Consider the following 15143-nt stretch of genomic DNA (forward strand, 5'->3'; position numbering starts at 1 on the left):
GCGGGCGCGGCGGCCGGCGCGGCGCTGGGCGCCGGGGCGGCGGGGGCGGCCTGCGGCGCCGGGGCCTGGGCCGCGGAAGCGTCGGCGACCTCGACGGTCGGCTCGCCGGTGCCGATGCCGAGACCGGCCAGCATGGAGTCCTCGAGGCTGCGGCCGTTGGCCTGGGTGATGATGGCGTTGACGATCGCCGCGGCGCCGCCGATCGGCCCGCCGAAGGCGATGCCGCCGATCACCTGCGAGGCCGGCTTGATGGTGTCGCCGGTGACCGCCCGGTAGATGGTGCCGACCACCGGGATGTGCTGCAGAGGGTTGATCATGTCGAGGAAGTCGCCGAACGACAGGTCCGCCGTTGCGTTGTACGGGTCGTCGGTCGAGCTGCGGACGATGCTGCTGACGGAAGCGCCGATGGGCGTGCCGGCCGGACGCGGGGCGGCGCTGTCGAGCGGCACGGCGGCGATGGACATGGTCGGCACTCCCGGCGGATTGGGTCACTCGGGGTACTGCAACCGCCGTGCCAGCCGATTCCGGCAAAAAAGGCGCCAATGTCCGCTTTCGGTCACGGCGCCCCGGCAACTCCTGCCGGGTGGAGGGTGATTCCTGCCTGGACCGTCCGTCCCCGCAACACTCAGAACATATGCCCGCTGCGTTCGGCCTTGGTGCGCAGGTAGGCTTCGTTGTGGGTGTTCGAGGGGAAGACGTGCGGGACGCGCTCGACCACCTCGATGCCCCAGCGGGCGAGCTGGCGCATCTTGTCCGGGTTGTTGGTCATCAGCCGCACCGCGCGGAAACCCAGCTGGCGCAGCATCTCGGCGGCCGGCAGGTAGACGCGCTCGTCGGATTCGAAGCCGAGGATCTCGTTGGCATCGACGGTGTCGAAGCCGCGGTCCTGGATGCGGTAGGCGCGCAGCTTGTTGACCAGCCCGATGCCCCGCCCCTCCTGCGCCAGGTAGAGCAGCACGCCGCTGCCGCGCCGGGCGATCTCGGCGATGGCGCCGCGCAGCTGGTCGCCGCAGTCGCAGCGCAGCGAGCCCAGCAGGTCGCCGGTGAAGCACTCGGAATGCAGGCGGGCCAGCACCGGCTGTTCGGGATCCGGGTCGCCGATGATGATGGCGAGGTACTCCGGCCCGCCGTCGGCCGGGCGGAAGGCGACGACGCGGGTGTTCTCGGCGCCGCCGACCAGCGGCACCCGCGCGTCGGCCACCTGGCGCAGCGTGCGCACCACGTGCGTGCGGTAGTCGGCGACGTCGGCGGCGCGCACCCACAGCAGGTCGTTGCGCTTGGCCCACGCTTCGAGACCACCCGGCGTGGAGCGCACCGGGACCACCACGGCGGAGGGGATCAGGCGTGCCAGCTTCATCAGGCCGACCGCGGCGGCCTCGCGCGAGCCGGGCTCGGCCGGGGTGGCGCTCAGCCCGGCGGGCAGCGGGCCGTCCGGGCGCTGCTCGGCGTCGGCCAGCGCCACCGCGTCCCCGGCGGTCAGGCCGGCGGCGACGGCCAGGGTCACGGCGCCGCCCTCGCCCGCCTGGAAGCCGTCGGGCATCACGCCCAGCACCAGCGCGCGGCGCCGGGTGACGGCGAGCACCGGCTCGCTCCCCGACAGGCGCTTCAGCCGGGCCAGCGCGTCGGCGCCGACCGTCTCCACCGCCAGCGCCAGGGCGACGCGGCCGTCGGTGCAGGCGATCGCCACCGCTTCGCCGCGGCGCAGGGCGGCGAGCGCGCGGTCGACGGCGCGCATGGCGGCCTCGTCGAAGGGCTGGGTGGGTTCGGGGCGGAGGTCAGCGTACATCGTCAAAAACCGGATCCAGGTACCGGGCCGGAACCCTAGCGGCCCGGGCGGAGAAAAGCAAAACCGTCCGCACCATCTGGGCGGCCGGTTCCCGCTTTCCAAGGGTGCCCCGACCGTCCCACGCCGGCGCGGGCAAGGCAAGCGGAGTCCCCGCGCAAGTCCGTTGCGCGGCGTGCAACGGTGCGACGCCCTGTCGTCTGTGGAAGCCGGGAGCGTCTCCCTATGCTGCCGCGATGCGTCCAACCAGCGAAATCGAGGCCGCCGTACGCCGCCGCACCCGTTCCGGCGGCTGCCCCGGCCTCGTCGTCGGCCTGTGGCACGAAGGCCGGGCGGAGATCGTCGCCCACGGGGTGGAGCCGGACGCGGCGTTCGAGCTGGGCTCGCTCACCAAGGCGCTGACCGGGGTGTTGCTGGCGCTCATGGTCGAGGCGGGTGAGGCGGGCCTGGACGAGACGGTGGGCCGCGTGCTCGCCGGCCGCCTGCCCACCTGCCCGGCCGGGGTGGTGACGTTGGAGGCGCTCGCGACACACGCGAGCGGCCTGCCGATGATGCCGCCGGAGTTGCAGACCGTGGACCTGGAGGCGCCGCACCCCGACTATCCGATGGAGGCGCTGTACCGGTTTCTGTCCGGGTTCACGCCGCCACCCGGCGCGGGGCGCCGCACGGTCTACAGCAATCTCGGCTTCGGGCTGCTCGGCCATTGCCTGTCGGTGCGCGCCGGCCGGCCCTTCGCCCGTCTGCTGCGCGAGCGGGTGCTGGAACCGCTGGGCATGTTGGCCACGGGCTTCGATGTCGCCACCGCGGCCGGGCACGGGCCCGACGGCGCGCCGCGGCCAGGCTGGACTCTGCCCGAGGCGATGGAGGCGGCCGGCGGTCTCCGCGGGCCAGTCGGCGATCTGCTGCGCCTCGCCGCCGCGAGCGTTTCGCCGCCCGACACCCCGGTGGGACGGGCCCTGGCCACCGCGCAACGGCCGCGCCGGCACGCCGGAGATTCAGAGGAGCGGGGCCTGGGATGGGACGTCCTGCGCGGCTTTCCGCCGGACGTCTTCGTGCAGAAGGGTGGGCTCACCGCCGGCTTCTCGGCCAATCTGGCGATCTCTCCAGCGCGCGGGGAGGGCGTGGCGGTCTTGGCGAACGCGTTCCAGTGCGTCGCCGACCTGACCTATTTCGCGTTCGACCGGCGCTTCGGCCTGCACCCCGAGGCGTGCTGGGAGCCTGCCTTCCTGGCGCCGCCGCGCCAGTCCGTCGCGCGGCATGCAACGGTGACGGGCGGCGTGCCGGCGTCCTAAATGAAGTCCGGCTGCTGCTGGAGGAACGCTTCGGCCAGGTCGATGCCGGCGGCCGCCCCGTAGAAGTTCTCCCAGTTTCTCTCCAGATGGGCGTTCCGTCGGAACTCCGTGTCGATGAGGGTGGCGGCGGTCCGAAACCGGGCGTTCGCCAGCGCGCATGCCAGCGACGGCGCGAAGGCGCCGCGATGGCGGCGGTGCATTTCCTCCACCCCGGCCAGGAGCGCGTCGGGGCTGCACTCCTCCAGGTAGACGCCGGCGTTTTCAAAGACCTTGGCCTGGCCGGACTTGATCAATCCGGTTTGCGCCAGTTCCTGCAGCGACAAGGGACGATGGTCGTCCAGCCGGCGGACGCGCTTGGGCAACAGCAGGTCGTCCACGCTCAACCCACAGTAATAGGGCGTGGCGTTGGAGGCGAGACCCGGCCGGCCGTACGCGAAGGCGAGGCTCGTCGGACCGGACAGCGTGTGCACCATGAAGGCCGAGCGCGCCGTGAAGTACACGTCGCCATGCCGCTCGTACGCGGTGTTGAACGGGGCGTCGATCAGACGCGGGTGGCTGAGCGGCAGCGGCCGCATGGACGGATCGCCCATGCGCACGACGGTGTAGCCCTCGCGCAGCAGGAACTCGACGGCGGGGACGTAGTTGCCGATCGCAGCGTTGCGGAAGTCCAGATGCTGCGCGTTGATGTAGCCGCTGTCGCGGGCATGCAGCGCGACGATCTCGGCGTCCGGGTCGATGCGCAGCGCCTGCATCAGGCGCCGTCCCTCCGCCTCCTCCTCCCCGTCCAGGGTGAAGAAGCGGCATTGCCGCGTGTCGACGTACCAGTGCAGGAACTGCTGCCGGATCACCAGGGCGCCGAGGCCGAAGATCACCTTGACGGTGGCGCCGGACAGGCTGAAGTCCTCGATGAAGCGGCCGTCGATGCCGCTCCAGGCGAGCGTGACGGCGAGCCGCCGCTTGTCCAGGGAATCCGGCATCAGCACGTCGACGTGGCGCATGGCGGCGCGGAAGGCGGCCGGGTTGATGGCGGCGTCGGTGTCCGGCGTGTCCGGCACGACGACGATGAGCTGTTGGTCCTCCGGCGGGTAGACCGAGGCCAGCCAGAACATCTCCATCACCAGCTGGCCGATGCGGCAGGGTTGGGGGAGGAAGTAGACGACGGCCTTGTCGCGCCGGATCCGCCCGAGGATGTCGTCGAACAGCGATTGAACCAGTTCGTGCATGGGGCTCCCGGAATCCTGCCGCCGGGCGAGGCTAGTGCAATTCCCTCCTCGGCGCCTAACGGAATCCTGTTCCCCGCCCCCAGTGGTCAGACCGTGCCCTGACGACAAGGCCATCCGCGCGTGCTAAGGTCCGCGCCGTGGGACGAGACGGCAAAGACCTGAGCGCATGACTTCGGCCAAACGCATTCTTCTGGTCGACGACGACGAGGCGCTGCGCCAGTCGCTCGCCGAACAGCTGCAGCTGCACGAGGAGTTCGAGACCGCGGAGGCGGCGGACGGCGCGTCCGGGCTGGCGGCGGCGCGCGAGGGCGGATTCGCCGCGGTGCTGCTCGACGTCGGGCTGCCGGACATGGACGGGCGCGACCTGTGCCGGCTGATGCGGCGCGAGGGCGTGCGCTGCCCGATCATCATGCTGACCGGCGCCAGCACCGACGCCGACACCATCCTCGGCCTCGATTCCGGCGCCAACGACTACATCGTCAAGCCGTTCCGCCTGGGTGTGCTGCTGGCCCGGCTGCGCGCGCAGCTGCGCCAGTTCGAGCAGAGCGAGGATGCCACCTTCACCATCGGTCCCTACCTGTTCCGTCCGGCCGCCAAGCTGCTGCTGCTGGAGGAGAAGAACCGCAAGGTCCGCCTGACCGAGAAGGAAACGGCGATCCTCAAGTATCTGTACCGCGCCGGCGACGCCGTGGTCGGCCGCGACACCCTGCTGGGCGAGGTGTGGGGCTACAACGCCGGGGTCACGACGCACACCCTGGAGACCCACGTCTACCGCCTGCGCCAGAAGATCGAGCGCGACCCCTCCAACGCCGAGATCCTGGTGACCGAGCCCGGCGGCTACCGGCTGGTGCCCTGACCGCGCCTACTTCAGGAAACGCCCGGCGATGGTGACGCCGGCGGCGTAGCCGGCCCAGCGGCGGCGCGGCAGGTCGAGCGGCGCGATGCGCGCGCCCTGCGGGCGCCACAGGCCGCGGCCGCGCGGCTGCACCGGGATCAGCCGCACCTTGCGGCCGACGATGGCCAGCCGGCGGCGCCAATGCGCCACCACCTGCACCGAGGCGCCGACGCGACGCGCGATCTCCTGGTCGGACAGCATGGCGCTGCCGGGGTCCTGCAGATGGTCGAGGATGGCGCGGCGCTTGTCGGCCGAGGTGTGGCGGACACGCCGGCGCTCCAGCGCCTTGCCGAGGTCCCACAGCTTCTCCGCCGTCTCGCGGGCGAGCGAGCGCCAGCGGTCGACTTCCTCCTTCTGCTTGTCCAACTCGCCGGTCGCCTTGTCGAGCGCGCGCTTCAGCGACGCCACCTCGCGCTCCAGGTCGCCGACCTGACGGCGCAGGCCGAGAACCAGCTCGTCGGGCGGCGGGGCCTTGGCGGGCGGGGGCGGGGGCTCGACGGGTGGGGCGCTGGGCGCGGCCGGGCGCGGGCGGGCGCCGTCGGCGAGGTCGCGGAAGTTCATCCCGGCGCGCGACAGCATGATGCGCGCGGCGCGCAACGCGGACAGAGCCTCGCCCTGGTGCTCCGACTCGGCCATGGCGAGGACTTTGGCGAGCTTGTCAGGGTCCATCCGTGACGATCCCGGCGCCGTCCTACGGGCGGCAAAGAAGAGGTGCGCGGGCAACCTACCACATCTTATGGGTTTGGACATCCCAGATATAGGGGCTCTCCGGCTGCGCCGCTCCCCGTCCGGACGGATAGTTTTCACTCGACTTGGGTATCGGGTCCGGGCAACCATGCGACACGATGATGTCCGGTTCATCCACCAATCCGTCGCGATCCTTGCGTGCGCGCTTCTGGGGCGTGCGCGGCAGCATCGCCTCTCCCGGTCCCGACACCGTGCGCGCCGGCGGCAACACCGCCTGCCTGGAGGTGCGTTGCGGCGACGCGCTCCTGGTGTTCGACGCCGGCACCGGCCTGCGCGGGCTGGGCGAGGCGCTGCGCGCCGGGGGGCCGGCCGACCTCGACCTGTTCCTGACGCACAGCCACCTCGACCACATCTGCGGCCTGCCGTTCTTCGTGCCGATCTTCGACCCGGCCAGCCGGGTGCGCGTGTGGTCCGGCCACCTGCCGCCGGGGCAGAGCATGCGCGAGGTGGTGTGCTCGATGATGAAGCCGCCGCTCTACCCGATCCCCATCGAGACCTTCCGCGCCGACCTCAGCTTCCGCGAGTTCGACCGTGGTGCTGTGATCGACCCGGCGCCCGGCATCCGCGTGCGCACGGCCGAGCTGAACCACCCCAACGGCGCCGTCGGCTACCGCGTCGAGTACGCCGGGCGCAGCCTGTGCTTCATCACCGACACCGAGCACACGCCGGGCACGCTCGACCCGGAGGTGCTGGACCTGGTGCGCGGCGCCGACGTGATGATCTACGACAGCACCTACACCGACGCCGAGTTCCCGCGCCACGTCGGCTGGGGCCACTCGACCTGGGAGGAGTGTCTGCGCATCGCCGAGGCCGCCGGGGTGGGGCGGGCGGTGATCTTCCACCACGACCCGGCGCGCACCGACGACGCGCTCGACGCCATCGAGGCGGAGGCGGCGCGCCGCCGCCCCGGCACGCTGGTGGCGCGCGAGGGGCTGGACCTGGTGCTGGACGCCCGATAAGGCGAGTCCCTGTAAGGCGAATTGGCGCGGCGGACTGACGCAGAAATCCCACAGAGCCGGTGTATCTCGCGTGCCGTGCTAAGTCCGCCCTGTAAGCGATTGTGACATTTATGGTATGAAGGCCGGTCGCAACCTCGAGGGGAACCGGAGGTCGCCGTGCCGTCTTTCCTGCGTATCGCTGCGCTGCTGGCGTTGGCCGGCGCCCTGCTGACGGGCTGCGCGAGTTCCGGGCCGATGGGCGAGGGGGGCCGCTCCATCGTGCTGGTGCACCCGGCGAGCGGCGAATCCGTTGCAACCACCTACTGGCGTTCGCCCGGCGGCTACGACCCGCAGGCCATGGCCGAGCTGTCCAGCCTGTTCCGCGACCGCCGCACCGGGCTGACGGCGCCGGTCGACCCGACGCTGATCGACACGCTGACCGAGCTGCGCCAGCGCGTCGGCCTGCCGGAGAGCGCACCGATCCACCTGACCTCCGGCTACCGCTCGGCGGCGACCAACGCGTCGCTGGCCAGGAGCAACCCCAACGTCGCCGAGAACAGCTACCACATCCGCGGCCAGGCGGCCGACATCCGCATCCCCGGCGTGGCGCCGGAGCGCGTCGCCGCGGCGGCGGCGGAGATGCGGCGCGGCGGCTACGCGCTGTACCCGCACACCGGCCACGTGCACGTCGACACCGGCCCGTACCGCACCTGGACGCCGAAGACCCCCGACAACCGCCAGGACGGCATCCTGGAGGCGAAGGCGCCGCCGCGGGCGAAACCGGCTCCGGTCGAGGTGGTGGAGGCCGCCAAGCCGGCGCCGAAGCCCGCCGAGGTCCGCGTCCCCGACGGTCCGGTGCTGGCGGCGGCCAAGCCGCCGGGCGGTGTCAACGAGGCCGATGCGCAGAGGCTGCGCTACATGCTGGTCAACTTGGCGGCGCAGGACGCCGAGGCGAAGAGCCGGCGGCCGACGGCGGTGCGGTGAGGCGCGGCGGCCACAAGCGGCTTACACGAACATGATGTCCACGGCTCCGACCACCCGGTCGCGGCCCTGGTCCTTGGCGCGGTACAGCGCCTCGTCGGCGCAGGACAGCATGGCGTCGAGGTCGCGCCCGTCGCCGTGGCTGGAGGCCCAGCCGATGCTGACGGTGAGGTGCACCGACTCGGTCCCGGCCGGCACCGTCAGGCCGCGGACGCGGGCGCGGATGCGCTCGGCGACCCGGCGCGCGCCCTTGCCGTCGGTCTCCGGCAGCAGCACGGCGAACTCCTCGCCGCCCATGCGGCCGAGCACGTCGTTGGTGCGCAACGTCGCCCGGCAGGCGGCGGTGAAGGCCCTCAGCGCCTCGTCGCCGATGGCGTGGCCGTGCGCGTCGTTGATCCGCTTGAAGTGGTCGATGTCGAGCGCCAGCAGGCTGAACGGGCGGGCGTAGCGGCGGCTGCGCTCCACCTCGGCCTCGGCGAGGTCGATGAAGTGGCGGCGGTTCCAGGCGCCGGTCAGCGAGTCGGTGTTCGACAGCACGCGCAGCATCGCCTCGGTCTGCTTCAGCGCGGTGACGTCGTTGATCAGCACGTAGAGCACCGGCAGCCCCTCCCAGGGCAGCGGCGACATGCTGACCTGCACGCTGGTCTGCCGGGTGTCGGCGCCGATCAGCACGCAGTCCTGCGTGCGCACCAGCGTGCCCTCGTGCAGGCAGCCGGCGAACAGGGCGTGCTGCGCCTCCAGGTCGGCGTCGGCGACGAAGTCGAGGAAATGGCGGCCGACCAGCGCCTCACGGCTCAACCCGAGGACCCGTGACGCCTCGACGTTGGCGTAGACGATGCCCTGCTCCTGGTGGATCAGCAACCCGGCCGGCAGCAGGTCCAGCAGGTCGCCCAGCTTCGAGCGGGTGACCGAGAGTTCGCGGCTGGTGAGGACCGCGTCGGCACCATCGTCCGGATCGAAGAAGTCGAGGGCGGCCGGCGGGTCCGGCGCGAGCGGCGGGTGCATGGAAAGGGTGGAGCGGATCATGTGTCGGTTATAAAACAAAGTGTATAGCCTGCTGACCAGTTTCGCAACGCGTCCCCGGGTCGCGGGCGATGCGCTACCATGGGCGGTACGCCCCACCAGGATCGGACCAGCATGACCACTCAGAACAACGGATCAGGGCAGAACGGATTCGGCCAGCCCATCGGCTTTCCCGTGCCCGGCTGGACGCCGCGGCCCCGGCCGCCGCGCACCGCCATGGAGGGACGGTACTGCCGCGTTGAGCCGCTCGACCCTGCCCGCCACGCCGACGACCTGTTCGCCGCCAACGCCGAGGACGTGGGCGGGCGCAACTGGACCTACCTGTCCGTCGAGCCGCCGGCAACGCGCGAGGCCTACCGCGCCTGGACCGAGAGCATGGCCGCCGGCGAGGATCCGATGATGCACGCCATCGTGTCCAAGGACACCGGCCGCGCCGTGGGGGTGGCCGCCTTCATGCGCATCGACCCGGCGAACGGGGTGGTCGAGGTGGGGCACATCAACTACAGCCCGCGCCTGCAGCGCACCCGCGCCGCCACCGAGGCGATGGCGCTGATGATGCGCCGCGCCTTCGACGAGCTGGGCTACCGCCGCTACGAGTGGAAGTGCGACTCGCTGAACGAGCCGTCGCGCGCCGCGGCGGAGCGGCTGGGCTTCCGGTACGAAGGGCTGTTCCGGCAGGCGCTGGTCACCAAGGGGCGCAACCGGGACACGGCGTGGTTCTCGATCCTCGACCGGGAATGGCCGACCCTGCGCGCGGCGTTCGACCGCTGGCTCGACCCGGCGAACTTCGACGAGGCCGGGCGGCAGAAGGCGCGGCTGCCGGAGCTGATTCGTTCCGGATTGTAAACGGTCACTCCCCCGCCTCCGGCGGGGGAGTGACTCCCATCAGATAACGTTCCGTTTCCGAAACGTATTCTCAGATCGCCAGCTCGACCACCACCGGCACATGGTCGGACGGCTTCGGTTCCCAGCCGCGGGCATCCTTCAGCACGCGGTGGCTTTTCAGAAGGGATTCCAGCGGCTTGGTCACCCAGATGTGATCCAGGCGGCGGCCGCGGTTGGAGGCCGCCCAGTCCCGCGCGCGGTAGCTCCACCACGTGTAGAGCTTTTCAGTTTCGGGAACGAAATGACGAACCGCATCCACCCAGCCGATAGAGTTCTGCATGGCCGTCAGCTTCTCCACCTCAACCGGCGTGTGCGAGACGACGTCCAGCAACTCCTTGTGACTCCACACATCTTGCTCCAGGGGCGCGATGTTGAAGTCGCCGACCACCACCATCGGCGTGTCGGCGTTGCGCTTGGCGGCCCACCACTCGGTCATTTCGTCAACGAAACGAAGCTTGTGGGCGAACTTGTCATTTTGTTCCGGATCCGGAATGTCTCCGCCGGAGGGGATGTAGACGCTGTGGATCTCGATGCCATTGGGAAGCGTCGCCAGCACGTGGCGGCAATCCTCCTTCCTGCACCAGTGCTGGATGTCGCGGGTCTCCAGCGGCAGCCTGGAGAGGATGGCGACGCCGTTGTAGCTCTTCATCCCGTGCACGTGGTTGTGCACGAAGCCGCGCTCCTCCAGGGGCTTGTGCGGGAACTCCTGGTCCACGCACTTGGTCTCCTGCAGGCAGATGACGTCGGGGTTGGCCTCGTCGATCAGGCGCAGCAGCAGCTCCATCCGCAGGCGGACGGAGTTGATGTTCCAGGTGGCGATGCGCATTGATTTTCTTTTCCCGGGGCGGCTCAGCCGATGGTGATGGCGAGGGTGCCGACGCCCTCGACGGCGCCCTCCAGCCGGTCGCCCGTGACCACCGGGCCGACGCCCTCGGGCGTGCCGGTGTAGATCAGGTCGCCGGGCTTCAGCTCGACGAGGCCGGAGAGGTACGAGATCGTCTCGGCGACCGACCAGATCAGGTCGTTGAGGTCGCCCTTCTGGCGCAGCTCGCCGTTGACGGTCAGCGTCACCGCGCCCTTGTCGGGGTGGCCGATGTCGGCGGCGCGGCGGATGGTGCCGCACGGGGCGGAGGCGTCGAAGCCCTTGCCCATGTCCCAGGGCTTGCCTTCCTTCTTGGCGGCGTTCTGCAGGTCGCGGCGCGTCAGGTCGAGGCCGACGGCGTAGCCGTAGACGTGCTCCAGCGCGCTCTCCACCGGGATGTCGGCGCCGGCCTTGCCGATGGCGACGACCAGCTCGATCTCGTGGTGCAGGTTCTTGGTCTGCGGCGGGTAGGGCACGGTGGCGCCGTCGGCGACCACGGCGTCGGCCGGCTTGGCGAAGAAGAACGGCGGCTCGCGGTCGGGATCGGCGCCCATCTCGCGGGCGTGGGCGGCGTAGTTGCGGCCGACGCAGTAGATGCGGCGCACCGGGAACGGGTCGCCGCCGGCGACGGCGACCGTCGGCTGGGGCCACAGGGGAACGGCGTAGGCCATGGCGGCTCTCCTCATGCGGAACTGCGGTCCCAAGAGGTACCGGGCCGGCCGCCGCTTGCCAAGGCCGCAAAGACCCCAAAGCAAACCCCGGAAACGAGGACGCCCGGCCTGGGGGAGACCGGGCGTCGGAAGCTCCGTGGGGGAGCCCGGGCGCGGCAGGGGAAACCGCGGGTCGGGCGACCGCTCCCGGGGGAGGAGACGGCCACTTCTTGAGCAATCAGGTTGGGTGAGCGGCGACCGCGGACCAATGCGCATCACGAATATGCGCTATGCAATGCAGGTGGTACGCACTGTTCTTGCTGACAAATGAAGCCGTTGCCTGCATTTTACCGGCTGACATGAGTCCTATAGAAAATAAGTGGTCCTCCCCTTGAGCGATACCGAAGGCAACGCGCCCGCCGAGCGGCGCACCCGCGCCCGTCCGGGCCGCAACGGCAAGCTGGGCCTCGGCCCCCTGCCGGAGCTGGTCGGCTACAACCTGCGCAAGGCGCAGGTCGCCGTGTTCCAGAGCTTCCAGAACGCCGTCGCCCCGCACGACATCACGCCCGGCCAGTTCGGCGTGCTGATCATGATCCACGAGAACGAGGGCCTCAGCCAGTCCGACCTGGGCGCCGCGGTGGGCATTGACCGCTCCACCATGGTGGCGGTGATCGACCGGCTCGAGTCGCGCGGCCTCGTGGTCCGCGCGCCGTCGCCGAACGACCGCCGTTCCTACGCGCTGAAGCTGTCGGACGAGGGCGAGAAGCTGCTCGGCGATCTGGTGCCGCGCATCAAGGCGCACGACCAGGGGATGATGAAGGACCTCTCCCCGGCGGAGCAGGCCCAGCTCATCGACCTGCTGCGCAAGGTCGCGCGGGCCGGCTAAGGATCTACCGCCGCCGGGCGCGCCCGGCGGCGGCTTTCCCGAAGGCCGCGAACAGCGCGGCCGAGAACGGGTCTTCCCAGAAGCGCCACTCCGGGTGCCACTGCACCGCGGCGGCAAAAGCCGGCGCACCCTCGACGCGCACCGCCTCGACCAGGCCGTCGGGCGCCGTCGCCTCCACCGCCAGGCCGGGCGCCAGGCGGTCGATCCCCTGGCCGTGCACCGAATTCACCGTCACCTCGCCACGGCCGGCGAGGCGCGCCAGCAGGCCGCCGGGCGTCAGCCGCACCGGATGGGCCGGGCCGTACTGCACCTCCACCGGGGCGGTGTCGTCCTCGCGGTGGTCGGACAGGCCGGGCACCTCGTGCACCCGCTGGTGCAGCGTGCCGCCCAAGGCCACGTTCAGCTCCTGGCAGCCGCGGCAGATGCCGAGCAGCGGCATCCCCTTCTCCAGCGCCAGCCGGATCAGCGGCAGCGTGGTGGCGTCGCGCGCCGGGTCGTGCAGCGTGCCCTCGGCGCTGGGCGGGCCGCCATAGAGCTGCGGCGCCACGTTCGACGCGCTGCCGGTGATCAGCAGGCCGTCCAGCCGGTCCAGCAGACCGGCGAGGTCCAGCGAATCGCCGAGCGCCGGGATCAGCAGCGGCAGCGCGCCGGCGCCGTCGGACACCGCGCGGATGTACTTGTCGCCCGTCACGTGGAACGGGTGGTCGCCCATCAGGCGGGCGCAGGCGGGGATGCCGACCAGCGGCGTGGGGTGCGTCCGTGTCATGCCGCCACTATGCCCGTTCCGCCGGGCGGGCGCACCGTCGGCATGCGAATTGCTGCGGTGCGTCGGCTGCCGAGACACGAGGGAGAGACGGGCATGCACGGAAACGGCACGCCGGCCTACGCGGCCGGACGGTTCCTGCTGGCGACGCGGTACCAGCGGATGCGCGATCTGCAAAGGCTGGCGGCCATCGCCGACCTGGTCTCCGACATCGGCGCGCTGATCCACGAGCTCCAGAAGGAGCGGGGGATGTCCAACGTCTTCCTGGGCAGCCAGGGCGGCGCCTTCGCCGCGGAACTTGCCCAGCAGGCGGGCAATTGCCCCGTATACGAACAGACGGTGCGCGCCGGCTTCGCCCGCATCGACCGCCTGAGCGGCCGGCCGACGCTGTTCGCCGACATCGCGGCGGTGCAGGCGGCGCTGGGCGGGCTGCCGGACCATCGGCGCCGGGTGCGCGAGCGGACGGTGGCGCCCAAGGACTGTGCAGCGGTCTTCTCCGACCTGATCGCCGACCTGCTGCTGGTGGTGTCCGGGCTGACCGACGTGGCGGATCCCGGCATCCAGCGGGCGCTGGTGGCCTACGTCAACCTCGTGCAGGGCAAGGAGTTCGCCGGGCAGGAGCGCGCGGCGGCGGCGGCCGGCTTCGCCGCCGGGCGGTTCGACACGGCGCAGCACCGCCGCTTGCTTCAGTTGATCGCCGCGCAGCAGCGCTCGTTCGACGCCTTTGCCGCCGCCGCCACGCCGGACCAGGCGGCGGTGCTGGCGGACGCGCTGAAGGGGCGGGCCGAGTTCGAGCGGATGCGGGCGGCGGCGCGCGACGGCGGGCTGGCCGGCGACCTCCAGGGCATCGCCAGCGCGGCGTGGTTCGAGACGGCGACGGCGCGCATCGAGGCGCTGCGCGGGGTCGAGAACCGGCTGGCCGCCGCCCTGCGGACCGGCTGCGGCGCGGCGCTGGCCGAGGCGCGCCGGGCGTTCGAGGGCGACCTTGGGGAGCTGCCGCCGTTCGCCCGGCTGCGCCTCGCCTGGGTGCGGCGCGGGCTGCGGGCCGAGGCGCGGGCTGCCGACCGCATGGCGGAAGCGATGGGCGCGCTGGCGCTGGGCGGCGCGGGCGACCCGGCGGCGCCGGTGGTGCGCGAGGCGCTGCGGCTCTACACCGCGGGGACCGGGGAGGGCGGGGCGCTGGCGGCGCAGCAGCGCGCCGAGCGCCGGGCCGAGCAGCGCCGCCGCGACGAGCTGGAGGACGCCGTCTACGCCTTCAACACCACCGCCGACTCGGTGATGGGCGACATCCTGTCGATGTCGCGCGCCATGCACGGCAACGCCGGGCGCATGGCCGCCATCGCGGCGGAGACCGGGCGGCGCTCGGTGGACATGGCGGCGCTGTCGCATCAGTCTTTGGCCGGCATCCAGACGGTGGCGCAGGCGGCGGACGAGCTGTCGGAGGCGGTCGGCGAGATCCACCGGCAGGCCGACCAGTCGCTGGTGGCGGCGCGCGCCGCGGTCGCCGACGCCGGCACCGCGCAGGGCGTGGTCGGCGGCCTGTCCTCGGCGGCGGCGCAGATCGGCGAGGTGGTGCAGCTGATCACCGGCATCGCGGCGCAGACCAATCTGCTGGCGTTGAACGCGACGATCGAAGCTGCCCGCGCGGGCGAGGCCGGCAGGGGCTTCGCCGTGGTCGCCTCGGAGGTGAAGACGCTGGCCAACCAGACAGCCAGCGCCACCGAGCGGGTGGGCGAGCAGGTGCGCGCGATCCAGAGCATCGCCGCCACGGCGGTGGACGCGGTGGCCGGGATCCAGGCGGCCATTGCCGGCATGGACGGCATCGCCACCCGCATCGCCGCCGCGCTGGCGCAGCAGGAGGCGGCGACGGCGCGCATTGCCGCCAGCATCCAGCAGGTCGCCGCCGGCACCGGCACCATCGCCAGCAGCACTGACGGCGTCAGCACCGCCGCCGCCGAGACTGGCAGCGTTGCCGACGAGGTGCTGGACGCCGCCGCCAGCCTGTCGGCGCTGGCCGACACGCTGCGCAGCGGGCTGGACGACTTCGTCGCGAAGGTGCGGGTGGGGTGACGAGGATGGGGGAGCGCGGTCGGCGCTCAACCGCCTTCCCAAACCGTCATCCCCGCGAAGGCAGGGATCCAGTGCTCGCGTCCGCGAGCCACATGAGTCATGTCGCCCCTGCCGGGGCTCTCCCTGGATCCCCGCCTTCGCGGGG

General features: G+C 71.8%; 15 protein-coding genes and 1 pseudogene. 7 read left to right on the forward strand and 9 right to left on the reverse strand.

Annotated elements, in window-relative coordinates:
• Window positions 1-464, reverse strand: a pseudogene (locus tag TSO221_RS35480) (hypothetical protein); the annotation flags it as partial.
• A gap of 161 nt (window positions 465-625) precedes the next feature.
• Window positions 626-1786 carry a GTP cyclohydrolase II gene (gene ribA, locus TSO221_RS17045; RefSeq protein ID WP_109119713.1) on the reverse strand — a complete coding sequence of 387 codons (1161 nt, stop codon included), beginning with the start codon at window positions 1784-1786 and terminating at the stop codon, window positions 626-628.
• 233 nt (window positions 1787-2019) lie between these two features.
• Between ribA and TSO221_RS17050 the strand changes: the two genes are divergently transcribed.
• Complete coding sequence (locus TSO221_RS17050) at window positions 2020-3075, forward strand: serine hydrolase domain-containing protein (RefSeq protein ID WP_109119714.1); 1056 nt, start codon at window positions 2020-2022, stop codon at window positions 3073-3075.
• Here the strand turns inward: TSO221_RS17050 and TSO221_RS17055 are convergent.
• On the reverse strand, window positions 3072-4298 hold the full coding sequence (locus TSO221_RS17055) for a TIGR04372 family glycosyltransferase (RefSeq protein WP_158284120.1): 1227 nt from the start codon (window positions 4296-4298) through the stop codon (window positions 3072-3074). The two genes, TSO221_RS17050 and TSO221_RS17055, sit on opposite strands and share 4 nt — an antisense overlap.
• Window positions 4299-4464: 166 nt before the next feature.
• Here TSO221_RS17055 and TSO221_RS17060 point away from each other — a divergent pair, with 166 nt between their 5' ends.
• The gene (locus TSO221_RS17060; protein WP_109119716.1) at window positions 4465-5154 is read left to right on the forward strand and encodes a response regulator transcription factor; all 690 of its coding nucleotides are present in this window, start codon (window positions 4465-4467) and stop codon (window positions 5152-5154) included.
• Between the two features lie 6 nt (window positions 5155-5160).
• Here TSO221_RS17060 and TSO221_RS17065 read toward each other — a convergent pair whose 3' ends face one another.
• Together TSO221_RS17065 and TSO221_RS35975 are read right to left on the reverse strand one after the other, a co-directional pair.
• Window positions 5161-5862: a hypothetical protein gene (locus TSO221_RS17065; RefSeq protein ID WP_109119717.1), complete on the reverse strand. Its 702-nt coding sequence runs from the start codon at window positions 5860-5862 to the stop codon at window positions 5161-5163.
• 55 nt (window positions 5863-5917) lie between these two features.
• Window positions 5918-6109 carry a hypothetical protein gene (locus TSO221_RS35975; RefSeq protein WP_199229515.1) on the reverse strand — a complete coding sequence of 64 codons (192 nt, stop codon included), beginning with the start codon at window positions 6107-6109 and terminating at the stop codon, window positions 5918-5920.
• Here TSO221_RS35975 and TSO221_RS17070 point away from each other — a divergent pair.
• Window positions 6096-6899 (forward strand): MBL fold metallo-hydrolase, encoded by an 804-nt coding sequence (locus TSO221_RS17070; protein ID WP_348770271.1) that lies wholly within the window; start codon window positions 6096-6098, stop codon window positions 6897-6899. The genes TSO221_RS35975 and TSO221_RS17070 overlap by 14 nt on opposite strands.
• A 156-nt stretch (window positions 6900-7055) precedes the next feature.
• Window positions 7056-7862, forward strand: a complete 807-nt coding sequence (locus TSO221_RS17075) for a DUF882 domain-containing protein (protein ID WP_247878095.1) — start codon at window positions 7056-7058, stop codon at window positions 7860-7862.
• Between the two features lie 21 nt (window positions 7863-7883).
• On the opposite strand, the gene TSO221_RS17080 is transcribed toward TSO221_RS17075, so the two are convergent.
• On the reverse strand, window positions 7884-8885 hold the full coding sequence (locus TSO221_RS17080; protein ID WP_109119719.1) for a sensor domain-containing diguanylate cyclase: 1002 nt from the start codon (window positions 8883-8885) through the stop codon (window positions 7884-7886).
• A 111-nt stretch (window positions 8886-8996) separates the two neighbouring features.
• Here TSO221_RS17080 and TSO221_RS17085 point away from each other — a divergent pair, with 111 nt between their 5' ends.
• Window positions 8997-9728, forward strand: a complete 732-nt coding sequence (locus tag TSO221_RS17085; RefSeq protein ID WP_199229510.1) for a GNAT family protein — start codon at window positions 8997-8999, stop codon at window positions 9726-9728.
• 70 nt (window positions 9729-9798) lie between these two features.
• Here TSO221_RS17085 and xth read toward each other — a convergent pair whose 3' ends face one another.
• Window positions 9799-10593 (reverse strand): exodeoxyribonuclease III, encoded by a 795-nt coding sequence (gene xth, locus TSO221_RS17090; RefSeq protein ID WP_109119721.1) that lies wholly within the window; start codon window positions 10591-10593, stop codon window positions 9799-9801.
• A 23-nt stretch (window positions 10594-10616) separates the two neighbouring features.
• Window positions 10617-11300, reverse strand: a complete 684-nt coding sequence (locus TSO221_RS17095; protein ID WP_109119722.1) for a fumarylacetoacetate hydrolase family protein — start codon at window positions 11298-11300, stop codon at window positions 10617-10619.
• Between the two features lie 370 nt (window positions 11301-11670).
• On the opposite strand from TSO221_RS17095, the gene TSO221_RS17100 reads away from it, so the two are divergent.
• Complete coding sequence (locus TSO221_RS17100) at window positions 11671-12165, forward strand: MarR family transcriptional regulator (protein ID WP_247878096.1); 495 nt, start codon at window positions 11671-11673, stop codon at window positions 12163-12165.
• 4 nt (window positions 12166-12169) lie between these two features.
• Here the strand turns inward: TSO221_RS17100 and TSO221_RS17105 are convergent, their stop codons facing one another.
• Window positions 12170-12931, reverse strand: coding sequence for a gamma-glutamyl-gamma-aminobutyrate hydrolase family protein (locus TSO221_RS17105; protein WP_109119724.1), 762 nt, complete (start codon window positions 12929-12931; stop codon window positions 12170-12172).
• A 93-nt stretch (window positions 12932-13024) separates the two neighbouring features.
• Here TSO221_RS17105 and TSO221_RS17110 point away from each other — a divergent pair, with 93 nt between their 5' ends.
• Window positions 13025-14998, forward strand: a complete 1974-nt coding sequence (locus TSO221_RS17110; protein ID WP_158284121.1) for a nitrate- and nitrite sensing domain-containing protein — start codon at window positions 13025-13027, stop codon at window positions 14996-14998.
• Window positions 14999-15143: the final 145 nt, after the last annotated feature.

It is taken from the genome of Azospirillum sp. TSO22-1 (assembly GCF_003116015.1).
In the GTDB taxonomy this organism is placed as follows: Bacteria; Pseudomonadota; Alphaproteobacteria; order Azospirillales; family Azospirillaceae; genus Azospirillum.